Below are 17,455 nucleotides of genomic sequence, written 5' to 3' on the forward strand. Positions count from 1 at the left end.
GAGGAGCGCGCACGATGGCGCAGCACCTGTGGATCACCGGCGATCACGCGTACCAGCGCCTGGCCGCCGCCCGCGACCTGACGGCGGTACCGCTGGCCGGGCCGGTCGACGCACACCGGCGCCGGTTCGGGCCCTACACCGCAGCGAACACGTTGTTCACCGCGTTGGTGCCGGAGATGCTGGCAGCCAGGCCCGAGTTGGTGCACCGGCACGACATCGAGGTGCTGTCGGTCGCCCCGGACCTGCGGCAGCTCGTACCCGCCTCGCGGGAGACGCTCACCTCCCTGGCGGTGCCGGCCGAACGGACCCGGTTCTACTCCCGGGTTCGCACGCTACGGCTGTCCCACGGCCTCACCGAGCTGCTCCGCGACCACGTCCGCAGCCTGGACGGCCCACCCCGGACCCTGGTCCTCGACCGCCTGGACGCCGCCGACCCGACCGATGCCGAGTTCGTCTCGGTCCTGCTGCGGCGGGTCGATCCGGAGCTGCTCACCGTGGTCGTCGGCACCGGCACCGGGCCGCTCGACGACGAGCTGGCCGCTGCTCTCCGCCAGTACGCGAAGCGGTGCGAGGCGCCGTCGGTGCCCCGCACCGACTCACCGCCGCCCGACCCGGCCCGCGCCTACGTCGCCACCGACTGTTGCGTCGACGACCCGACGCTCCGGGCCGCCTACACCGACCTGGACCCGGCCGCCCGCTGCCGGCTGCACGCCGAGCGGGCAGCGGAACTGCTCGCCAGCGGGCTGCAATCGCCCCGGCTGGGTGCGCTGCCGTACCATCTGGAGCGAGCCGGTGATCCGGCCGAGGCGGGGGCCAGAGCACTGCTGGAGGCGCTGAACTACTGCGTGGACATGGGGTTCTATCACGCCACCCTGGACCTCGGCCGCCGTGGGCGCGCGGTCGTCGACCGGGCCACCCAGGAAGGCCCGTGGTGGGCGTTCACCACCAAGATGACCACCTCGCTCTCGGCACTGGGGAGACCCGAGGAGGCCGAGAAGCTCTACGACGAGGCCCGCGCCCTGAGTGTCAACCCGATCATCCACCGCCAGGCCGCCTACGCCACCGCGATGATCTACACCCGGCACCGGGACCGGGACCAGCGCGACCACGTACGCGCCCGGGCCTGGATCAACCAGGCGATCGCGATCGCGAGTCTCCAGCCGGAGGGCGCCGACCGCAGTTTCTCCACAGTGTTCCAGCAGAACGGGTTGGCCCTCATCGAGATGCACCTCGGGAACCTGCCCGGCGCGCTGGACCTGGTCTCCACCGGGCTGGCCCGGCTCGACCAGGAACTGGGCGCGGACGAGCACCGACTGCACCGCTCGGTGCTCCTGCACAACCGGGCCCAGGTGCTGGCCGCTCTGGGCCGGCTGGACGAGGCGCTGGCCGACTTCACCGCCGTGATCGCGGACGACCCCAACCATCCCGAGTACCACTTCGACCGCGCGAACCTGCTGCACCGGTTGGGCCGCGACGAGGAGGCCCTGGAAGGCTACGCCGAGGCGATCCGGCTCAGCCCGCCTTTCCCGGAGGCCCACTACAACCGCGCCGACGTGCTCGCCGGCATCGGTGACCTGGAGGCCGCGCTGCACGACCTGTGCTACGTGCTGGAACTCGAACCGGGCAATGTGGACGCGCTGGTCAACCGGGCCGGCCTGTACGCCACCCTGGACGATGCGGCGGCACTGCGCGCCGACCTGGACGCCGGCCTGGCCATCGAGGGGGCGAACCCGCACCTGCTCTGCCTGCTCGGTCAGCTTCAGGCCGAGGAGGGCCGGGCCGCCGAGGCGGAACGGTCCTACCGACGGGCGCTGGAGGTCGATCAGGGTGCGACCGCGGCCTGGTCCGGTCTGGCCGCACTGGCCTTCGACGCGGGTGACACGCTGGCAGCCGTCGGCCACCTGGACCGGGCGCTGGCCGTCGGCGACGACGCGGCGCTGCGGTACAACCGGGCCACCGCGTACCGGGCGCTGGGTCGATACGACGAAGCGTTGGCCGACCTGACCCGGGCGGCCGAGCTGGACCCGGCCGACGAGGAGATCCGCCGGGAGCGGGACGAATGCGACCAGGCGCTGAGCGTGGCCGCCGCTCGGTGACCGGACGCCGCTCAACCGCCGAGGACCCGGCCGTACGCGTCGCGCACCAATGCTCCTGGGGTCAGGCCCAACTCCCGGTCGAGCAGCCGGCACACCCGCTGGTAGGCGGTGATCGCCTCCGCCCGACGGCCGGCCAGGGCGAGCGCCCGGATGAGCATCGCCCACCACTGTTCGACCAACGGCTGGTCGGCTACGAGACGTCGGAGCAGGGTGATCGTGCTGTCGGGGTGGCCCGCCGCCAGTTCCGCCTCGACCAGTACGGCCTGGGCACTGCGGAGCAGCTCCTGAAGGTGCACGCGGTCGACTGCGGGCACTTCCACCGAACTGCTGCCGACCGGATCGGCCGCCCAGAGCGACAGCGCGTCGGTGAGGTAGCGACCGGCGTCGGCCGGGTCCCCGGCCGCCAGCGCCTGCCGGCCCCGGTCGGCCAGTTCGTGGAAGACGTGCAGGTCCAGCTCACCGGGTTCCACGAGCAGGCGGTAGCCACCGGGCCGGCTCTCCAGCCGGTCACTGTCGTGTCCGGCATCTCCTAACAGGGAGCGTAGTCGCCACACGTACGTCTTGAGGTTGCCCGACGCCGAGCGGGGTGGGCGTCCCGCCCAGACCATCTCTACCAGCCGGCCGACGGCGACCCACTCGTTGCCACGTAACAGCAGACTCGCCAGCAGGCTGCGCTGCTTCGCTGTCGGCGCTTCGCGCCAGGTGCCGTCGGCGTTCCGTACCGCGACGGTGTCCAGCACACGGAAACGCACCGCGTGCACCAGTCCACCGACCGCTCTCGCGTATGGAGACATAACTTCACGTTATCGGTCCGATACGCAGATGGTCATACCCAGAATGTGTTATCCATCCGGGCACCCCGACGACGTCGGCCCGGCTTGCCAGCGATACCGCATGACGCTGCGGACGTCCCCATCTGCCGACCGCGCGTTACCCAGCGCGGCATACGGCCGCACCGTTGCCGAACCCAGCGAACTGGAACCGCACGGCTTCGTCGTCGTCGACGGCTCGTCGCTCATCCTCCTCGGCGGCTCGCGGCAGGCATACCTCTTCGCGTTCGTCGGATGCCGAGTGGTCGTGACGCGCAACGCCGAGGGCGAGCAGTACCGGTTCGACAACGGGTTCGCCCGGTCCGGCACCGGCGTCGGATGCCGACGCGGGAGCGACGGCCTGACCCTGGTCGGCCTGCGGGCGGAGAGAACAACCGACGGCGACAGGTACCAGATCCGCCGCACCGTGATCGAACCGGTGCAGCTCGGCCGGTCCGCCCGCAACGGGCCGACCGGCGTCAGCGAGACCGGCCTGACCCGCGAGGCCGCCTTCGACAAGGTTCGCACCGGCTATCCGTGCTGAGGCACGTGCTGCCGCTGAGGCCGTAGCGGTAATCGATGTCTTCCCGGCGGCCGGAGCGGGCCGTCGGCCGCCGGGCAGGCGCGCATGAGCCCGCGCTGTCACGGTGTGCCGGTACACGACGACACCGAGGTCACCGGCCCGAACGGCGGTGGCGCCGCCGAGACAACCGGCGGGCAACTCCGGCTTGAGGATCACGAGATCCCGGAGCAGGCGTCCGGTAGCGCAGCAGCTGGCGCGAACCGCTGACCCGAGGCGCGTCGGTCAAGGCGGAGCGGGCGGCCGCACTCGCCGTCACCGGACCATGAATCCAACAATTTTGCTCGATAGATGTCGTCGACGGCAAGGTCGGCCGCGACTAAAAAAGCGCCAGTCGTGAAATCGACCCCGGCAGTTGTTACTAGCCAGTATACAACGTGTTACGAAGTGGGCCCCCATCCCCCCTGGAGGTCCCGCATGACCCGTCGCCCCCTGGCGCTTCTCGGCAGTCTCGCCACCGGCCTGCTGCTCAGCCTCGGTCTCGCCGCCCCCGCCTCCGCCGCCGGCACGGACTACGCCGCCCTCGGCGACTCCTACTCCTCCGGTGTCGGCACCAACAACTACGACAGCGGCAGCGGCTCGTGCCGGCGCAGTCCGCAGGCGTACCCGAGGTTGTGGGCCAACAGCCACGCACCGGCGAGCTTCCAGTTCGTCGCCTGCTCCGGCGCCACCACGCGCGAGGTGCTGAACAACCAGCTCGGCGCGCTGAACGCCGGCACCGACCTCGTCACGATCTCGATCGGCGGCAACGACGCCGGTTTCGCCGACATCGTCACCACCTGCCGCCTCGGCTCGGACAGTAGATGCCTCACCGCCGTCAACAATGCCAAGTCCTACATCACCAACACGCTGCCCGGCCGTCTCGACGAAACCTACCGAACGATCCGCAACCGCGCGCCCGGCGCGCGGGTTGTCGTGCTCGGCTACCCGCGCCTGTTCGAACTCGGCTCCTGCGGCTTCGGCAGCATCAATGCGTACAAGCGGGGCCTGCTCAACGGCGGCGCCGACACTATGTCCGGCGTCATCTCCGGTCGCGCGTCAGCGGCCGGCTTCACCTATGCCGACGTGCGGGGCCGCTTCGCCGGACACGGTGTGTGCGCCAGCAGCCCGTGGATCAACGGTACGACCTTGCCCGTCGTCGAGTCCTACCACCCCAGGGCCAGCGGCTACTCCGGTGGATACCTACCGGCGCTCACCGCCGTCACCGGCTGACCGAGCGCCTCCGGCCCGACCCACCGGTCGGGCCGGAGGCGCTCGGCGCCTCAGCGTCCGAACGGATCTGAAGCGTCATCGGCTACCGAATCCGGAATCCGCTCCCGCCGGAGTGTCGGGCCGGATCGCGACCCCGGCACACCCCCCGTCCGTGCCGAGTCGCGACGATCACCGCGCCGGATGGCCGACAGACCCATCCGTCAGGCAGCCGCCTCCGAATGCAGTTCATGGCCTTCGATTCCGGTTCGTACACCCGTGGGGCTGCCCGCCGCGACGACGGCGTGGACTACGACGTCTTCCGACGCCAGCCTCTCTCGCCAGAGGGGCTACGCTGCCTGCGCCATCTGTGTGACCTCTGCCATCCGCACGACCTGCTGGCCGCCCCGGCGCATGCCGAACACACCGACACAGCCATCCTGACCAGATGGATCAATGAGAAGGACTGGCATCGGGAGGTGCTGGCCAAGGTACTCACCGCACACACCATCCCGACCGACACGCCGCCTGTGACAGCGGCGCCGGGCAAGATCGGTCGCCGGGGGCCGGCCCGGTGGGCTCTACGCCATGGCGTCAACGGTGACGACGCCACCGCCATCCGGATGACGTGGGGCGCGATCAACGAGTGGATGACCCACAGCTGCTATCACCGGCTCGTCCTACGGGAGGAGCACCCCGTCCTGACCGACCTCCTGCACCGGGTGACGAGTCTGGAGATGCGGCATGCCGCCTACTACGCAGGCCGGGCCCACGACCGGCTTGCCCACTCGGCGCGTGCCCGTCGCCTGACCCGCTTCGCGCTGCGCCACTTCTGGGCACCGGCCGCCGCGGCGAGGATGCCTCGGGTCGAGACCTCACACCTGATGCGGTACCTGCTCGCCGACGAGGCCGGTTGGCAGGAGATCCGGCAGCTCGACGACCGGATCGAGAGGCTGCCCGGGCTCGCCGGCCTGGGATTGGTGCGTCGGGCGCTCCGGCGACACGGAGTGGTCGATCCGTCGACCCGGCGAGCATGACCGGCGGTGTCAGCGCGCGTCGTCGTGAAGGTCGGAGACCGACAGGTCACGGGTGAGGGTCGGAGACGCGGGCTCGACCTCACGTACCGCCGGAGGGACCCTTCGCTCCGGACGGCTCCGCCTGCGCCCGGGAACGGGGTCATCACGGCGCGACGCAACCGCTACCCGCGACGAGTCGCCGCGCTCCGGACGGCGGCCACGAGCATGACGACGCCTGCTCCCGCCGCGACTCTGACGCTGCGCGGCCTGCCCATGGCCAACGCGGTGGTCAGCAGACCCCAGCCGGATGCCGCGGCGAGCGGCAGTGCACCCCGCCTGCTCCGGGCGACTCCGGCGGCCAGCAGGAGCGGCGTCGCGGTGAACCGATCACTCTGCGCGGCGAGTGACCAGGCGGTGTTCGCCGCGTAGGCGCCGGCCAGGGGCCATCCGCTGCGGCGGCTGACGGGATGGCTTCGACCATCGGGCAGGCACTGACCGACGGTCGACAGGGCGCATCCGGCGAAGATCGGCGCCCAGATGACGAAGGCGTAGCCGGGTGGGGTGATCACCGTGTCGTACCGGCGGGTCTGTTCGCCCTTGCCGAGCAACGGGCCGAGAACGGGTACGGCGATGAACGCCGCACAGGCGCCGCCGAGGGCCAGTGATCACACCCGATCGTCCACGTCTCCTCCGATCGATCGGTATGTCCGGGCGCTCGCCCTGGCGTCGACGTTACCGAAGGAGCAGGTGACACGGTGCCACCGCGACAGGCGGGTGACCCGGTCGCCGGTCGAGAAATGTGCGATCCGGCACCAGTCCGGCGGGTGGTGGGCGACGAATCCCTCCCGACAGCAACGACACCAACGCCGTGACCCAGGCGGAGACGGAGACCTGTTGTGAGATCTTCCCGAGCCCTGCTCGCCCTGCCCGTGGCCGCGCTGGCACTCTCGGTTCCGGGCGTCGCGCACGCCGGCGAGAGCGTGCAGGTCCAATTGCAGGATCTCAACGAGACCGGCGCGACCGGAACCGCGACGTTGACCGCGACGGACGGAGGTGATCTGAAGGTCATGATCCGGTCGACGGGCATGACGCCGAACTCGCCGCACGCCCAGCACGTGCACGGTGCGGTCAACAGCATGGACTTCCACTGTCCGGACAAGTCCGCCGACGCCGACGGCAACGGCTACGTCAGCACCGAGGAGGGCCTGAAGATGTACGGCGACATCTTCATCTCGCTGACCACCACCGGGGACACCACCAGGGCCAGCGGCCTGGCGGTGGACCGGATGCCGAAGGCCGATGCGCGGGGCAACCTCACCTACGAGCGCACCATCCCCGCCGCCGAGCTGCCCGCCGGCACCATCGAACACCTCAAGGACCTGCATCTCGTGCAGCACGGCATCGACGCCAACAAGAACGGCACGTACGACATGGAGGCGCTCGGGGAGTCGACGTTCGCGAAGTCCGTCGGCGTCAACGGCATCCCCGCCGAGGCCACCGACCCCGCTACGTGCGGCATGGTCAGCGGCGCGGCCGCCGGCTCCGTACCCGCAGGGGGTGTCGCCACCGGCGACGGCAGCACCTCCGGCGGCGTGCCGGTCATGTGGTCGGTGGGGGCTCTCGCGCTGCTCGGCGCCGCCGGTGCGGTCGTCTCCCGCCGCCGGCTCGCCGGCGGGCGCTGAACCGGAAGGCGGTCGTGATGAGCACCGGCGACGCGCGAAGGCCGACCGGCCGCCGTCGGGAGCGCGCGAGGCTCCTGGCGGTGGCCGGCATCCTCACCCTGACGGCGGCCGTGACGTTCGGGTTCGCCGTCGCCCAACCGGGCGGAGAACCACCCCGACCCGACGTCTCGGCCGCGGAACCGGCCGCCGACCCGGCAACCCGGCCGGGCGAGTTGACCTCGGGTCCGCTGATGGCCTCGTCACCCCCGACGCGGGTGTCGATCCCGTCGCTGCGGGCCACCGCGGCAGTCCTCGCCCTCGGCCTACAGGCGGACGGGGCGATGCAGGTCCCGGACAGCGCCGCCGACGTAGGGTGGTTCACCAGGGCGCCGACGCCCGGAGCACTCGGCCCGGCCGTGCTCGCCGGCCACGTCGACTGGAAGGGCCACCGCGGAACGTTCTTCGACCTGGGCAGGCTGACCGTCGGCGCCGACATCACGGTCGAGCGGCAGGACGGCAGCAGCGCGACGTTCACCGTGACCAAGGTGGCGCAGTATCCCAAGGACCGCTTCCCCACCGACGAGGTGTACGGGGCCGTCGACCACGCGGCACTGCGCCTGATCACCTGCGGCGGCGAGTTCGACGACAAACGCCGGCACTACCGCGACAATGTCATCGTCTACGCGCGCCTCGCCCATGCCCATCCCGCATAGCACGTCGGGTACGCGTCGGCGGCACACCCATCGTCGCGTCAGTGGAAGGACCTGCCGAGAATGAGCGGTGACCCGGACCAGGCGCGGCGGCTACGGCCGGTGCCGCCCGACACCGCGACGCCGCCGACCGCCGAGGAGTTGCTGGCGCGCGTGGCGCGTGGTGACGAGGCGGCGTTCGCGTCGCTGTACGACATCGTGGTGGGCCGGGTCCTCGGGCTGACTCGCCGCGTCGTTCGCGACGCGGCGCAGGCGGAGGAGGTGACGCAGGAGGTCATGGTGGAGGTGTGGCGCACCGCCGGCCGCTTCGACGCCGGTCGCGGCTCGGCCCTGGCCTGGATTCTGACCATGGCGCACCGCCGGGTCGTGGACCGGGTGCGCTCGGAACAGGCGCACACCAGACGGACGTCACAGGTCGCCGCGGCCGAAGCGCACGTTCCCTACGACGAGGTGGTCGAGGACGTCACCGCGCGGCTGGAGCGGGAACAGGTCCGCCGGTGTCTGGGCCGGCTGACACCGGTCCAGCGGGAAGCGGTGACCCTCGCCTACTACGGCGGCCACACCTACCGCGAGGTCGCCGAGAAGCTCCGGACACCGCTGCCGACGGTGAAGACGAGGATGCGCGACGGCCTGATCCGGATGCGCGACTGCCTCGGCATCGAGATCGAGGGGCGGGCATGAGCGGCGACATCCACACCCTCGCCGGCGCGTACGCTCTCGACGCTGTCGACGACGTCGAGCGGGCGGCGTTCGAGCGGCACGTGGCCGAGTGCGAGCCGTGCCGCACCGAGGTGGCCGAGCTTCGGCAGACGGTGGCGCGGCTCGCCGACGAGACCGTCGTGGCTCCACCGCCCGGGCTGCGGGAGCGGACCCTGGCTCAGGTGGCGCGCACCCCGCAGCTGAGGGGCCGCGCCGCGGGCGCCGGACGGCGCGCGGGAAGGTGGCGACAGCTCACCGTGGCCGCAGCCGCAGCCGTTCTGGTGGCCGGCGGTGCGAGCGCGGTCACCTGGACCGTGAGCAGCGGACGGATCAGCGACGAGCGGGCGAGCGCCGACGAGGCCCGGCAGGTCGCCGCCGTCCTGGAGGCCCCCGACGCCCGGGTGTTCGAGCGGTCGCTGCAGCCCGGCGGTGCGGCCACCGTGGTGGTCTCGCGCGAGCGCGACCGCGGTGTGGTGCTGCTGCGCGACCTGCCCGAGCCCGGCCGCGGACGGATCTACGAGCTGTGGCTCATCCACGGCGGCGAGCCCCGCAAGGTGGGGCAACTCGGCGAGGGTGCGAGGGCGGCGACCACTGTCGTCGGTCCGGTCGCCGGTGCGGGCACGTTCGGCGTGTCCAACGAGCCCCGGGGCGGCTCCGCCGCTCCCACGCGGATCGTCGGTACCGTCGAACTGAGCTGAGCCCTGGCGCGCCGGGGCCGCAGCCGCGGCTCGCAGATTTCTCATCGCCAGTTCCCATCCGGGCCGGGAGCCGCTTCGAATCACCAGCATGGATGACGAGCTGCTCGCCGGCCGGTACCGCCGGCTCACGCCGATCGGGGACCCGGCGACCCCGAGGCGCGTCTGGTTGGCACGCGACGAGCTACTCGACCGGCACGTCGCACTCAACCAGATCGCCCTACCGGGTTGGGTGAGCAATGCGGAACGGTCGCGCCTGCGGGACACGACGCTCGGGGAGGTACGCGCCCTGGCGAGTCTGGACCATCCGGGCGTGACCGGGATGTGGGACGCGCTCAGCACCGACGGGTACCTCTGGCTCGTCATGGAGCATGTACCCTCCCGCACCCTGTCCGAGGTGGTCGCCACCGACGGCCCGCTGGCTCCGGCCGAGGTCGCCAGGGTGGGCCTGCACCTGCTCGCCGCCCTCGACGCCGCCCACGCGGTGGGGGTGCTGCACCGGGAGGTCCGTCCGCGAAACGTGTTCCTCGCCGACGACGGGCGGGTGGTACTCGGCGGATTCGGCCTGTCGATCCTCGACAGCCGTGCCCCGGCGGCCGTCACCGCGGCGATCCTGTCGAAGCTCCAGTACGTCGCGCCGGAGCACACCCGGGACGGCAGGTCCACCCCGGCCGCCGACCTGTGGGCCCTCGGCGCAACCCTCTACCTGGCCGCCGAGGGCCGGCTGCCGTGGACCCGGCCCACCACCCTCGCCGCGCTCGCCGCCCTGGCCACCGAGGCACCGGACCGGATGACCGCGCTGCCGCTCGAACCCGCGATCACCGGTCTCCTGCTGCGCAATCCCCGTCAGCGCCTGTCCACCCGGGAAGCCCGCGACCGGCTTGAGCAGGTAACGGCGGCCACCTCGCCCGTCGACCCCGTGCCCACACCCCGAGCAGGCCGCGGGCAGCCCCGGGCCGCCGATCGGCCCCGGTGGCGTCCAGCCGCCGCGGCGACCGACCCGATCTCACCGGACGCGGTCACCACCACGGCCATCGCGGTCACCGCGTCGACCACCCGCGACCGGACGACCGGCTGGGCGTTCGCCGGCGCCGTGCTGGGCCTGATCGGAGTCGGTGCCGTCGCCGTCACGGCAGCCGGCGCGGTGACGGGCGGCTTGCGCGGCCAGGACGGCACACCGGCGGCCGGACGGGACGACACGACGGCCGGCGCGATGCCGGCGATCGCACCGGCCCCCCCCGCCCACCTGTGCCTGAACGACGCCGCCGGCGAGGCCGAACCGCTGCGGGACCCCACCGAACCGCTGCCGCACGCCCCGCCGAAGGGGTGGGCGTGGCACCAGGACCCGGCGGGCTTCCTGATCGCGGTGCCCGAGCGCTGGACCCGGCACACCGAGGGCACGACGATCTGCTTCCGCGATCCCGCTCAGCCAGACGCCGTCGCCGTCGACCTCAGCGTCAGAGCCTCCACCATGCCATCGAAGCGATGGGAGGCCGCCGAGCGCGACCTGCTCAGGACCGGAGCGCTGTCCGGATATCAGAAAATCAGCATCGGGCCGATCATCCGCCCGGGTGGCGCCGCCGAGTGGGAGTACACCTGCGACCAGCCCGACGGGGAGCTGTTGCACACCCGCCGGCTGCTGATCAACGACGGCCGAGCCCGCGCCTACAGCCTGTCCTGGATCACCCAGGACAGCCGGTGGACCCAGACCCGCCCGCTCCAACAGACGGCCTTCCGGAATTTTCGCCTGGTCTGAGGCGGCCGAGTGACGGTTCATGGAACGGTGTCGGGATCGACCCGACATCACGGGCAGACTCGGCGTCGTGCGCCCGGATCAGGACTGGGTCAGTACCGATCGCCGAGGATCTTCTTCATCTGCGTGATCTCCTCCTCCTGGGACGTGACGATCTGGTCACAGAGCCGGACGATCTCCGGGTCGGTGATGTTCGACTCCGCACAGACCAGGACCGCCCGGGAGTGGTGGGGAATCATCGACTTGAGGAAGCCCTCGTTGCCCACGAACGGCTCGGTGCGTACGGCCGCGAACCCGCCGACGAACAGGGCGCCCAACACGGCGTACAGCACGATGTTGAGGCGCCGGTCGGTGAACATCTGGTGCATGACGCCCATCATGATCAGACCCATGACGGCCACCATGAGCACCGCCATGTAGAAGTTGCTCGGGTTCAGGTAGAAGTCCGACCATCGGCGGATCTGCGACAGCGTGAGGACGAACATGACCGCGAGGCTGATCAGCAGCACCAGGCCGAACCGGATGTAGTTCTTCGTCATCTTTCCTCCGTCGGTCCTCGACGGCCCGTCAGGCACGGGCGTCTTGCTCTCATCGGTGACACTCTCTGTGGAGGCGCGAGCTGAGGCGAGGCGCTCGCCGCTGACCGTGCTCCGCCACCCTGACCGGCGCGGTGTCCGGACGGGTCCGGCCACCGCGCGGTACAGGTCAGATCCGGGTCAGCAGGATCCTCATCGCGTCGATCTCGGTCTGCTGGGCGGTGCTGATCCGCCCGGCGAGCGCCTTGGCGTCTGCGTTGGTCCCGTGCGCGGCCTCGTCCCGCGCCATCGCGATCGCCCCTTCGTGGTGGGCGATCATCATCGACAGGAACTGCCTGTCGAAGTCCCGTCCGGCTGCCGCCGCCAACCGGGTCATGTCGGCCTCGGACATCATGCCCGGCATGCCGCTTGTGCTCTGACTCGTGCCCGGCTTGGCCGGGCCGCCGTGGCCCATCCCCGGCATGCCACTCCGCGTGGCGGTGGCGCCGCCCGGCGGCATCGACGTGCCCCACTTGGTCAACCAGCGGCTCATCGCGGCGATCTCGGGTCCCTGGGCGTCCTTGATCTGGACGGCGAGCTGCTTGACCTCAGGGTCGGCAGCCCTGGTGGCGGCCAGGTCCGCCATGGCCACTGCCTGCTGGTGGTGCGGGATCATCATCCGCGCGAACATCACGTCCGCCGCGTTGTGTGCCCCAGCCCACGTGCTGTCGACCGAGGTGGTGGTGGGCGAGCGGTGGCCGTCGCCGGCCGCGCGGTGGTCGTCGCTGCTGCCACAGGCGACCAACACAGCGCCGGCGGTGAGGCTCACGCCGGCCACGAGGGCACGGCGCCGAAAGGTACGGGACATGACAGACTAAGCCTTTCCAAGTCGGTGAACGTGCGCAGAGCGACTCGGGCAGGCACCACGGGTGCCCGCGTCGCCGACCCGCGGCCCCACCGCCAGACCGTCACCGTCGAACGGTCCGCTGCCGGTCACCGGCACCGGCCGGCAGGCGCTGCTCGCCCTGGCCTCCGGCGTGCTGCTCACCGGCGCCGGCGTGGCGTTCGTCGCCATCGGTGTCCGGCGTCGACCCACGCGGCTCAGATGACCGAGTGGGTCACCGTCGCGCGGTAGGCGCCGACCACCAGGTCAGTCGGCAGACTTACCGAGAGGGCGGGATTCCAGGTGGCCGAGTTGGCACCGGCCGCGCCGGTCCAAGCTGCCGCCGTCCGTGGAACGTCCAGCGGCGCGCCGAGCTGGGGCGTGAAGCTGCCGTTGCCGGTCGTCGACACCGCCGGCCCCGAGACGTACGCGACGGCAGCCGGTGCGATGGTCTCGGCCGCCGAGCCCGAGCCGGCGCGGAAGGGCGTGATCGCCACGGTCGCGGTCCAGGCGCCGGACCGGGGCCCGCGGTCGTCGGAGACGGTGACCGGTCCGAGGCGTCCCGTGACCGCCGCCGTGCCCGCGTCGACCGTCCCCAGTGACGCGCTGGCGGGCGCGCTGATGGTCAGGCCGCCCAGCGGGTCGACCACCAGCTCGACCGGGCGGCTGTCCCGCTGTCCGAAGGAGTCGGTCACCTCGACAGTGAACACGAAGCTGCCCGCCGAGGTGGGGGTGCCGGCGAGCAGGCCGACGCCCGGGTCGAGGGTGAGCCCGGGCGGAAGCGCACCAGCGCTCACCGACCAGCCGAAGGGCCCGGTGCCACCGACGACCGCCAACTGATACGAGTAGGGGTCGTACGCCTTCGCGGGCGGCGGCGGCGCGAAGCTGAGGCGGGGGGCCGTCGCGACGGTGATCGTCGCCGGCCGGTCGTCGGAGAACCCGCTGGCGTCGGTGACCCGCACCGTGAACGGGTAGCTACCCGCCTCCCGCGGGCTGCCGGAGAGCACACCGGTGGCCGGATCGAAGGTAAGCCCGGGCGGTAGCGTCCCGGCGCTCACCGACCAGGCGAGCGGCGCCGTCCCACCGGACACGGTCAGTGCGACGCGGTAGCCGGCGCCGACCTCACCGGCCGGCGGCGGCCCGAAGGTGAGCGACGGCGGCGGGTTCGGTCTGACCGGCCCGGCGGGCGCGGAGTCCGGCCCGGTGCCGGCGGCGTTGACCGCCGCGATCCGGAAGGTGTACGTCTCGGTGGACGTCAGGCCGGTGACGCTCCACGTGGTCGACGTCGCGGGCACGGTGACGGCGGTCCGCGCCACTGCATCGACGTACGGAGTGATGCGGTAGCCGGTGACGGGGGAGCCACCATCGGCGGGCGCGGTCCAGGTCAGCACGGCGGAGTTCGTGCCGGCGACGACCGAGGTGATCGTCGGCGCGGCCGGCGTGGTGTAGGGCACCACCGCGTTCGACGCGGGACTGACCGGCCCGGTGCCGTACGCGTTCGTGGCAGCCACGCGGAACGAGTAGGAGGCGCCGACGGTGAGCCCGGTCAGCGTCCGGCTGGTGGTGGAGGCGTCGAACGTCAGCGCCGGCTGCGGCACGCCGTTGCGCACCGGTGTGACGACGTATCCGGTGATCGCGCTACCGTCGCTCAACGGGACTCTCCAGGAGACCGTCGCGGCGGCGACACCGGCGCTGGCGGTTGGCGCCGGTGGCGCGTCCGGCGCGGAGGCGTACACGTAGTTGGCCGCGCCCGCCGTTCCCCGGGTCACGACGGAGACGGTCACCGGGGCCGCCGCCGGCCGGGGCGGCATCGAGGGGATGCCGAGGGTGCCGTCCCCGTTGGTGGTGAAGCAGCCGGCGGACACGCCGCCGGCGCAGGGCAGCAGCACCACCGAGGTGCCGGCGGCCTGCTCGGCGGCAGTGCCGATGGTGATGGCGGTCGCACCGCCGAGGTTGGTGCCGCTGACGGTGACGGCGGTGCCGCCACCGACGGGACCCACCGCCGGCGCGACGGCCAAGCCGGTGGGTACGGTCAGCGGCGTGACCGCCGTGGTGCCGCCGGCGTAGCCGGGGTTGGCGTCGACCGACGAGGCGGTGACCACCGTCGCGCTCTGCACCAGCGCGGGAGTCACACTGCTCTCGGTCACGGTGGCGACCACGTTGATCGCCGGTAGCGAGCTGCCCGCCGGGAACGGGCCGTTGCTGTTGGTGCATCTCACGGTCTGCCCGGCCGGCGGTTCGCAGACCCAGCCCGAGCCGAAGGCGCCCCGCGGCAGCACACCCGGGGGCAGGGTCTGCGTCACCGAGATCGAGGCGGTCTCGGCGACCCCCGGATCGACGCCGCTGCTGATGGTGTAGGTGACCGGGTCACCGGGCTGCGGAGCCGCGCCGACAGAGCTGGTCTGCACGACCCTGAGATCCGGCACCGCGTTGAAGCTGACCACGCGGGTCGAGTCGACCTCGTGGAAGTCGGTCACCGAGCCCGTCGAGCCGACCCAGCCGAAGGCGAGTTGGCGCGGATAGCCGTCGGCGCTGAGCCAGGTCGGCGACGGATAGAGGCTCGACGCGACCACCGGCAACGCTCCGGTGAGGGTTCGGGCCGTGCCACCGACCGGGGTGAACCGGACGGCGTACTGCCCGGCTGGCACGGTGATGCCGTTGTCGGTGGTGAACGGGGACCTGGTGGTGTTGGCCACCACGTCTACCGGCACCGCGGCGGCCGGCCGAGTCGCGGCGCGCAGCGCGATGGCGGGCGAGGAGGTGCTGCTGGCGGTGCTGTTGACGGCGCAGTAACCCGCTCCGTTGCGGCCCGGCCCGCGGATGATCACCTGGCCCGGAACTCGTCCGCCCGTCGTGGAGATGTATGCCGGGTTCGTGCATCCGGTGCCCTGGTAGACGCTGTTGCTGAAGTTGCCGTAGACGTCCAGGCCGACGCCGAGGTAGCCGTTCGACAGACCCACACTGCGACCGGTGAACGCGGCGGAGTAGCCGAGCGAGCCGCCGGGCTGACCGATCACGGCAGGGGCTAGCGGGTTTGCCGGATCCACGGCCGCGAGGACGAAGGCCAGGCCGTCCGCGCCCGGGCTGCTGCCGCCGTACTGGTACGACGTGAACGAGACGTGCAGCCCCTGCGAGGTGGGCACGCTGACCGCGCCGAACACGCCGCCCTGCCGCTGGGTGCTGGCCGGCGTCAGGCGGAGCTTGCCGTTGCCCGGGGTGTCCGTGGCGCCCGGACAGCTCAGCAACGGACCGGTGCCGGTGTTGCCCGCGGCGCTGAGGCAGGCGGCGTTGGTGGCCGAGCCGGCGGGCACCCCCGGCACGGCCACCGGCCCGACACCGTTCGCGACGTTGTTCCGGAAGGGTTGGTCGAACAGGACGGAGCCGGCGGCGGAGGCGGCAGTCGCGGTGACGACGAGCGTGACCACACTGACGGCGGCGGTGAGCACCGCGAGAATCGATGACGATCGGCGTGGGCGTGACATGTCTGCTCCTGGCTCCGGTGTTCGCTCAGCTCCCGGACAGCCTAGGGGCGCAACCGATCGAAAGTTACATAAAGGACGTATGTGAGAGAGCCCCACACCACCCGAGAGGGCACCCCCGGTCGCTGCGTGACCAGCACGCTCGCTGGCGAAGCCCGACCCCTCCGCGGGCACCGGTCAGCCCAGGTGGGGGCGCTTCATCCGTGGTACTCGTAGGTGTACTGGCCGTCGTCACCGATCGCGGGCCGGTCGGTTCCGGGTTGGGTGCGCAGCGTGTACGAAACGGTGCGGCCCCCCGGGGTGTGTTCCTGGGTGGTCGCGTGGCCGCCGGTCCAGTCCGGCGGCACCGGCACGGTGAGCACCGCCGGAAATTCCTGCTGGATACGTCTCTGTCCATCGAGTGGACCACCGAGGAACTCGACGATGTTCGCGCCCTGCATACCGGCAGCATGGCACGCCGTGGCGCGGTTCGGGGCGCACACCGGCCGAACGGACCGGGGTGGTTCGTATCGACCAGCCGCACGGCCACGGCCCACGTCGCTTCCGGATCACCCGCGTCCCCACGGTTTCCACGCGGTCCAGCAGATGAGCATGCTGCGGCGGCGGCCGAGGTCGGCCACCGGCGGTGACCCTCAGCGAAGTCGACCTGCGGGCACGGATCGGCGTCGGGACCGATCAGCCGTCCGGGATGAACAATCCCTGCACGCCCACGATGATCGCGATCAGGCCGAAGACCGCGAGCCACAGCCGGACACCTCCGATCTCGGTCGAGCGCACGCCGCGTCCCGCAGGCGACGCCGCACGATGATTCTCATGGCACCCCCCTCTCGTGGACGGCGCAAGCCGTCCGCCCAGCTCTCCAACATGAGTCATATGATAGAGAAGAATCGATGTGATGCGGTACGCACAACCGGAGAGACGATGCGGGCGAACAGCCGACGCGTGGAAGCGGCGGTAGTCACGAACGGCCTCGGTTGTGGCAACCTGCTCCAGCCGAGCGGCGGACAGCGCCATCACCAGCCTGACCAACCCGTGGGCGGTTCGTACAGTCGGATTCGTTGACGACGCCGGCCACCACAGACCGCAGACTGTCGGCGCGGCCGTCACCATCGGTAACCGCTGAGCGCAGGCCCGTCTGCACGTACGCGAGTTCGCGGAGGCGGCGAACCCGGTGCGGTGTCGATGCGGCTGTCATAGCCGAGTGCGGTCACATCCCCCCAGGGCGATCATGTCGAGCGGTCACCGCCGGGCAGGATCCGAGGGAACGGCGGCGTCGCTCACAGCGTGGCGAGGACGAAGGAGAGCACGAACCCAGCGGTCGTGCTCAACGCGACCGGGGGGCCGCCTTTCTCATAGGCTTCCGGCATGAGG

At 71.7% G+C, this 17,455-nt stretch carries 17 protein-coding genes; 10 read left to right on the forward strand and 7 right to left on the reverse strand.

The genetic code is table 11. The features are described from left to right. The first annotated feature begins 14 nt into the window (after positions 1 to 14). Positions 15 to 2,096 (forward strand): tetratricopeptide repeat protein, encoded by a 2,082-nt coding sequence (locus AB0H28_RS28530; protein WP_358046693.1) that lies wholly within the window; start codon positions 15 to 17, stop codon positions 2,094 to 2,096. Positions 2,097 to 2,107: 11 nt separating this feature from the next. Here the strand turns inward: AB0H28_RS28530 and AB0H28_RS28535 are convergent, their stop codons facing one another. Beyond that, positions 2,108 to 2,848: an AfsR/SARP family transcriptional regulator gene (locus tag AB0H28_RS28535; protein ID WP_358046696.1), complete on the reverse strand. Its 741-nt coding sequence runs from the start codon at positions 2,846 to 2,848 to the stop codon at positions 2,108 to 2,110. Positions 2,849 to 2,990: 142 nt separating this feature from the next. On the opposite strand from AB0H28_RS28535, the gene AB0H28_RS28540 reads away from it, so the two are divergent. The 3 genes from AB0H28_RS28540 to AB0H28_RS28550 all read left to right on the forward strand — a co-directional run bounded on the left by AB0H28_RS28540 (position 2,991) and on the right by AB0H28_RS28550 (position 5,710). Then, positions 2,991 to 3,449: a hypothetical protein gene (locus AB0H28_RS28540; RefSeq protein ID WP_358046699.1), complete on the forward strand. Its 459-nt coding sequence runs from the start codon at positions 2,991 to 2,993 to the stop codon at positions 3,447 to 3,449. Between the two features lie 453 nt (positions 3,450 to 3,902). Next, positions 3,903 to 4,697, forward strand: coding sequence for an SGNH/GDSL hydrolase family protein (locus tag AB0H28_RS28545; protein ID WP_358046702.1), 795 nt, complete (start codon positions 3,903 to 3,905; stop codon positions 4,695 to 4,697). A 218-nt stretch (positions 4,698 to 4,915) separates the two neighbouring features. Continuing rightward, positions 4,916 to 5,710, forward strand: coding sequence for a hypothetical protein (locus AB0H28_RS28550; protein ID WP_358046705.1), 795 nt, complete (start codon positions 4,916 to 4,918; stop codon positions 5,708 to 5,710). Between the two features lie 161 nt (positions 5,711 to 5,871). Here AB0H28_RS28550 and AB0H28_RS28555 read toward each other — a convergent pair whose 3' ends face one another. Next, positions 5,872 to 6,297: a hypothetical protein gene (locus tag AB0H28_RS28555; protein ID WP_358046708.1), complete on the reverse strand. Its 426-nt coding sequence runs from the start codon at positions 6,295 to 6,297 to the stop codon at positions 5,872 to 5,874. Between the two features lie 288 nt (positions 6,298 to 6,585). Here AB0H28_RS28555 and AB0H28_RS28560 point away from each other — a divergent pair, with 288 nt between their 5' ends. From AB0H28_RS28560 to AB0H28_RS28580, 5 genes are all read left to right on the forward strand, one after another. After that, complete coding sequence (locus AB0H28_RS28560) at positions 6,586 to 7,371, forward strand: hypothetical protein (protein ID WP_358046711.1); 786 nt, start codon at positions 6,586 to 6,588, stop codon at positions 7,369 to 7,371. Positions 7,372 to 7,388: 17 nt separating this feature from the next. Continuing rightward, positions 7,389 to 8,063, forward strand: coding sequence for a class F sortase (locus AB0H28_RS28565; protein ID WP_358046714.1), 675 nt, complete (start codon positions 7,389 to 7,391; stop codon positions 8,061 to 8,063). Positions 8,064 to 8,123: 60 nt separating this feature from the next. Next, positions 8,124 to 8,741, forward strand: a complete 618-nt coding sequence (sigK, locus tag AB0H28_RS28570; protein WP_358046717.1) for an ECF RNA polymerase sigma factor SigK — start codon at positions 8,124 to 8,126, stop codon at positions 8,739 to 8,741. Further along, positions 8,738 to 9,457, forward strand: a complete 720-nt coding sequence (locus AB0H28_RS28575) for an anti-sigma factor (protein WP_358046719.1) — start codon at positions 8,738 to 8,740, stop codon at positions 9,455 to 9,457. The genes sigK and AB0H28_RS28575 overlap by 4 nt, the downstream gene beginning before the upstream one ends. 88 nt (positions 9,458 to 9,545) lie before the next feature. Next, a complete protein-coding gene (locus AB0H28_RS28580) occupies positions 9,546 to 11,210 on the forward strand; it encodes a serine/threonine-protein kinase (protein ID WP_358046721.1) in 1,665 nt (554 codons plus the stop codon). Positions 11,211 to 11,299: 89 nt separating this feature from the next. On the opposite strand, the gene AB0H28_RS28585 is transcribed toward AB0H28_RS28580, so the two are convergent. Together AB0H28_RS28585 and AB0H28_RS28590 are read right to left on the reverse strand one after the other, a co-directional pair. Then, positions 11,300 to 11,746: a DUF305 domain-containing protein gene (locus AB0H28_RS28585; protein WP_358046724.1), complete on the reverse strand. Its 447-nt coding sequence runs from the start codon at positions 11,744 to 11,746 to the stop codon at positions 11,300 to 11,302. Positions 11,747 to 11,912: 166 nt separating this feature from the next. Beyond that, the gene (locus tag AB0H28_RS28590) at positions 11,913 to 12,551 is read right to left on the reverse strand and encodes a DUF305 domain-containing protein (protein WP_358046727.1); all 639 of its coding nucleotides are present in this window, start codon (positions 12,549 to 12,551) and stop codon (positions 11,913 to 11,915) included. A 100-nt stretch (positions 12,552 to 12,651) separates the two neighbouring features. Between AB0H28_RS28590 and AB0H28_RS28595 the strand changes: the two genes are divergently transcribed. Next, the gene (locus tag AB0H28_RS28595) at positions 12,652 to 12,831 is read left to right on the forward strand and encodes a hypothetical protein (protein ID WP_358046730.1); all 180 of its coding nucleotides are present in this window, start codon (positions 12,652 to 12,654) and stop codon (positions 12,829 to 12,831) included. On the opposite strand, the gene AB0H28_RS28600 is transcribed toward AB0H28_RS28595, so the two are convergent. The 3 genes from AB0H28_RS28600 to AB0H28_RS28610 all read right to left on the reverse strand — a co-directional run bounded on the left by AB0H28_RS28600 (position 12,824) and on the right by AB0H28_RS28610 (position 17,098). Next, positions 12,824 to 16,087, reverse strand: coding sequence for a putative Ig domain-containing protein (locus AB0H28_RS28600; protein ID WP_358046733.1), 3,264 nt, complete (start codon positions 16,085 to 16,087; stop codon positions 12,824 to 12,826). The two genes, AB0H28_RS28595 and AB0H28_RS28600, sit on opposite strands and share 8 nt — an antisense overlap. Positions 16,088 to 16,281: 194 nt before the next feature. Beyond that, positions 16,282 to 16,524 carry a hypothetical protein gene (locus AB0H28_RS28605; protein WP_358046736.1) on the reverse strand — a complete coding sequence of 81 codons (243 nt, stop codon included), beginning with the start codon at positions 16,522 to 16,524 and terminating at the stop codon, positions 16,282 to 16,284. Between the two features lie 235 nt (positions 16,525 to 16,759). Continuing rightward, the gene (locus tag AB0H28_RS28610; protein WP_358046739.1) at positions 16,760 to 17,098 is read right to left on the reverse strand and encodes a hypothetical protein; all 339 of its coding nucleotides are present in this window, start codon (positions 17,096 to 17,098) and stop codon (positions 16,760 to 16,762) included. Positions 17,099 to 17,455 lie beyond the last annotated feature (357 nt).

Source organism: Micromonospora sp. NPDC050980 (assembly GCF_040653835.1).
GTDB lineage: Bacteria > Actinomycetota > Actinomycetes > Mycobacteriales > Micromonosporaceae > Micromonospora.

Bases quoted from the DNA above. Each gene is read 5' to 3' on its own strand.
- AB0H28_RS28600 (WP_358046733.1), bottom strand. From the start codon at position 16,087: ATGTCACGCCCACGCCGATCGTCATCGATTCTCGCGGTGCTCACCGCC.
- AB0H28_RS28550 (WP_358046705.1), top strand. From the start codon at position 4,916: ATGCAGTTCATGGCCTTCGATTCCGGTTCGTACACCCGTGGGGCTGCC.
- AB0H28_RS28540 (WP_358046699.1), top strand. From the start codon at position 2,991: ATGACGCTGCGGACGTCCCCATCTGCCGACCGCGCGTTACCCAGCGCG.
- AB0H28_RS28565 (WP_358046714.1), top strand. From the start codon at position 7,389: ATGAGCACCGGCGACGCGCGAAGGCCGACCGGCCGCCGTCGGGAGCGC.
- sigK (WP_358046717.1), top strand. From the start codon at position 8,124: ATGAGCGGTGACCCGGACCAGGCGCGGCGGCTACGGCCGGTGCCGCCC.
- AB0H28_RS28545 (WP_358046702.1), top strand. From the start codon at position 3,903: ATGACCCGTCGCCCCCTGGCGCTTCTCGGCAGTCTCGCCACCGGCCTG.
- AB0H28_RS28610 (WP_358046739.1), bottom strand. From the start codon at position 17,098: ATGGCGCTGTCCGCCGCTCGGCTGGAGCAGGTTGCCACAACCGAGGCC.
- AB0H28_RS28580 (WP_358046721.1), top strand. From the start codon at position 9,546: ATGGATGACGAGCTGCTCGCCGGCCGGTACCGCCGGCTCACGCCGATC.
- AB0H28_RS28605 (WP_358046736.1), bottom strand. From the start codon at position 16,524: ATGCAGGGCGCGAACATCGTCGAGTTCCTCGGTGGTCCACTCGATGGA.
- AB0H28_RS28530 (WP_358046693.1), top strand. From the start codon at position 15: ATGGCGCAGCACCTGTGGATCACCGGCGATCACGCGTACCAGCGCCTG.
- AB0H28_RS28575 (WP_358046719.1), top strand. From the start codon at position 8,738: ATGAGCGGCGACATCCACACCCTCGCCGGCGCGTACGCTCTCGACGCT.
- AB0H28_RS28585 (WP_358046724.1), bottom strand. From the start codon at position 11,746: ATGACGAAGAACTACATCCGGTTCGGCCTGGTGCTGCTGATCAGCCTC.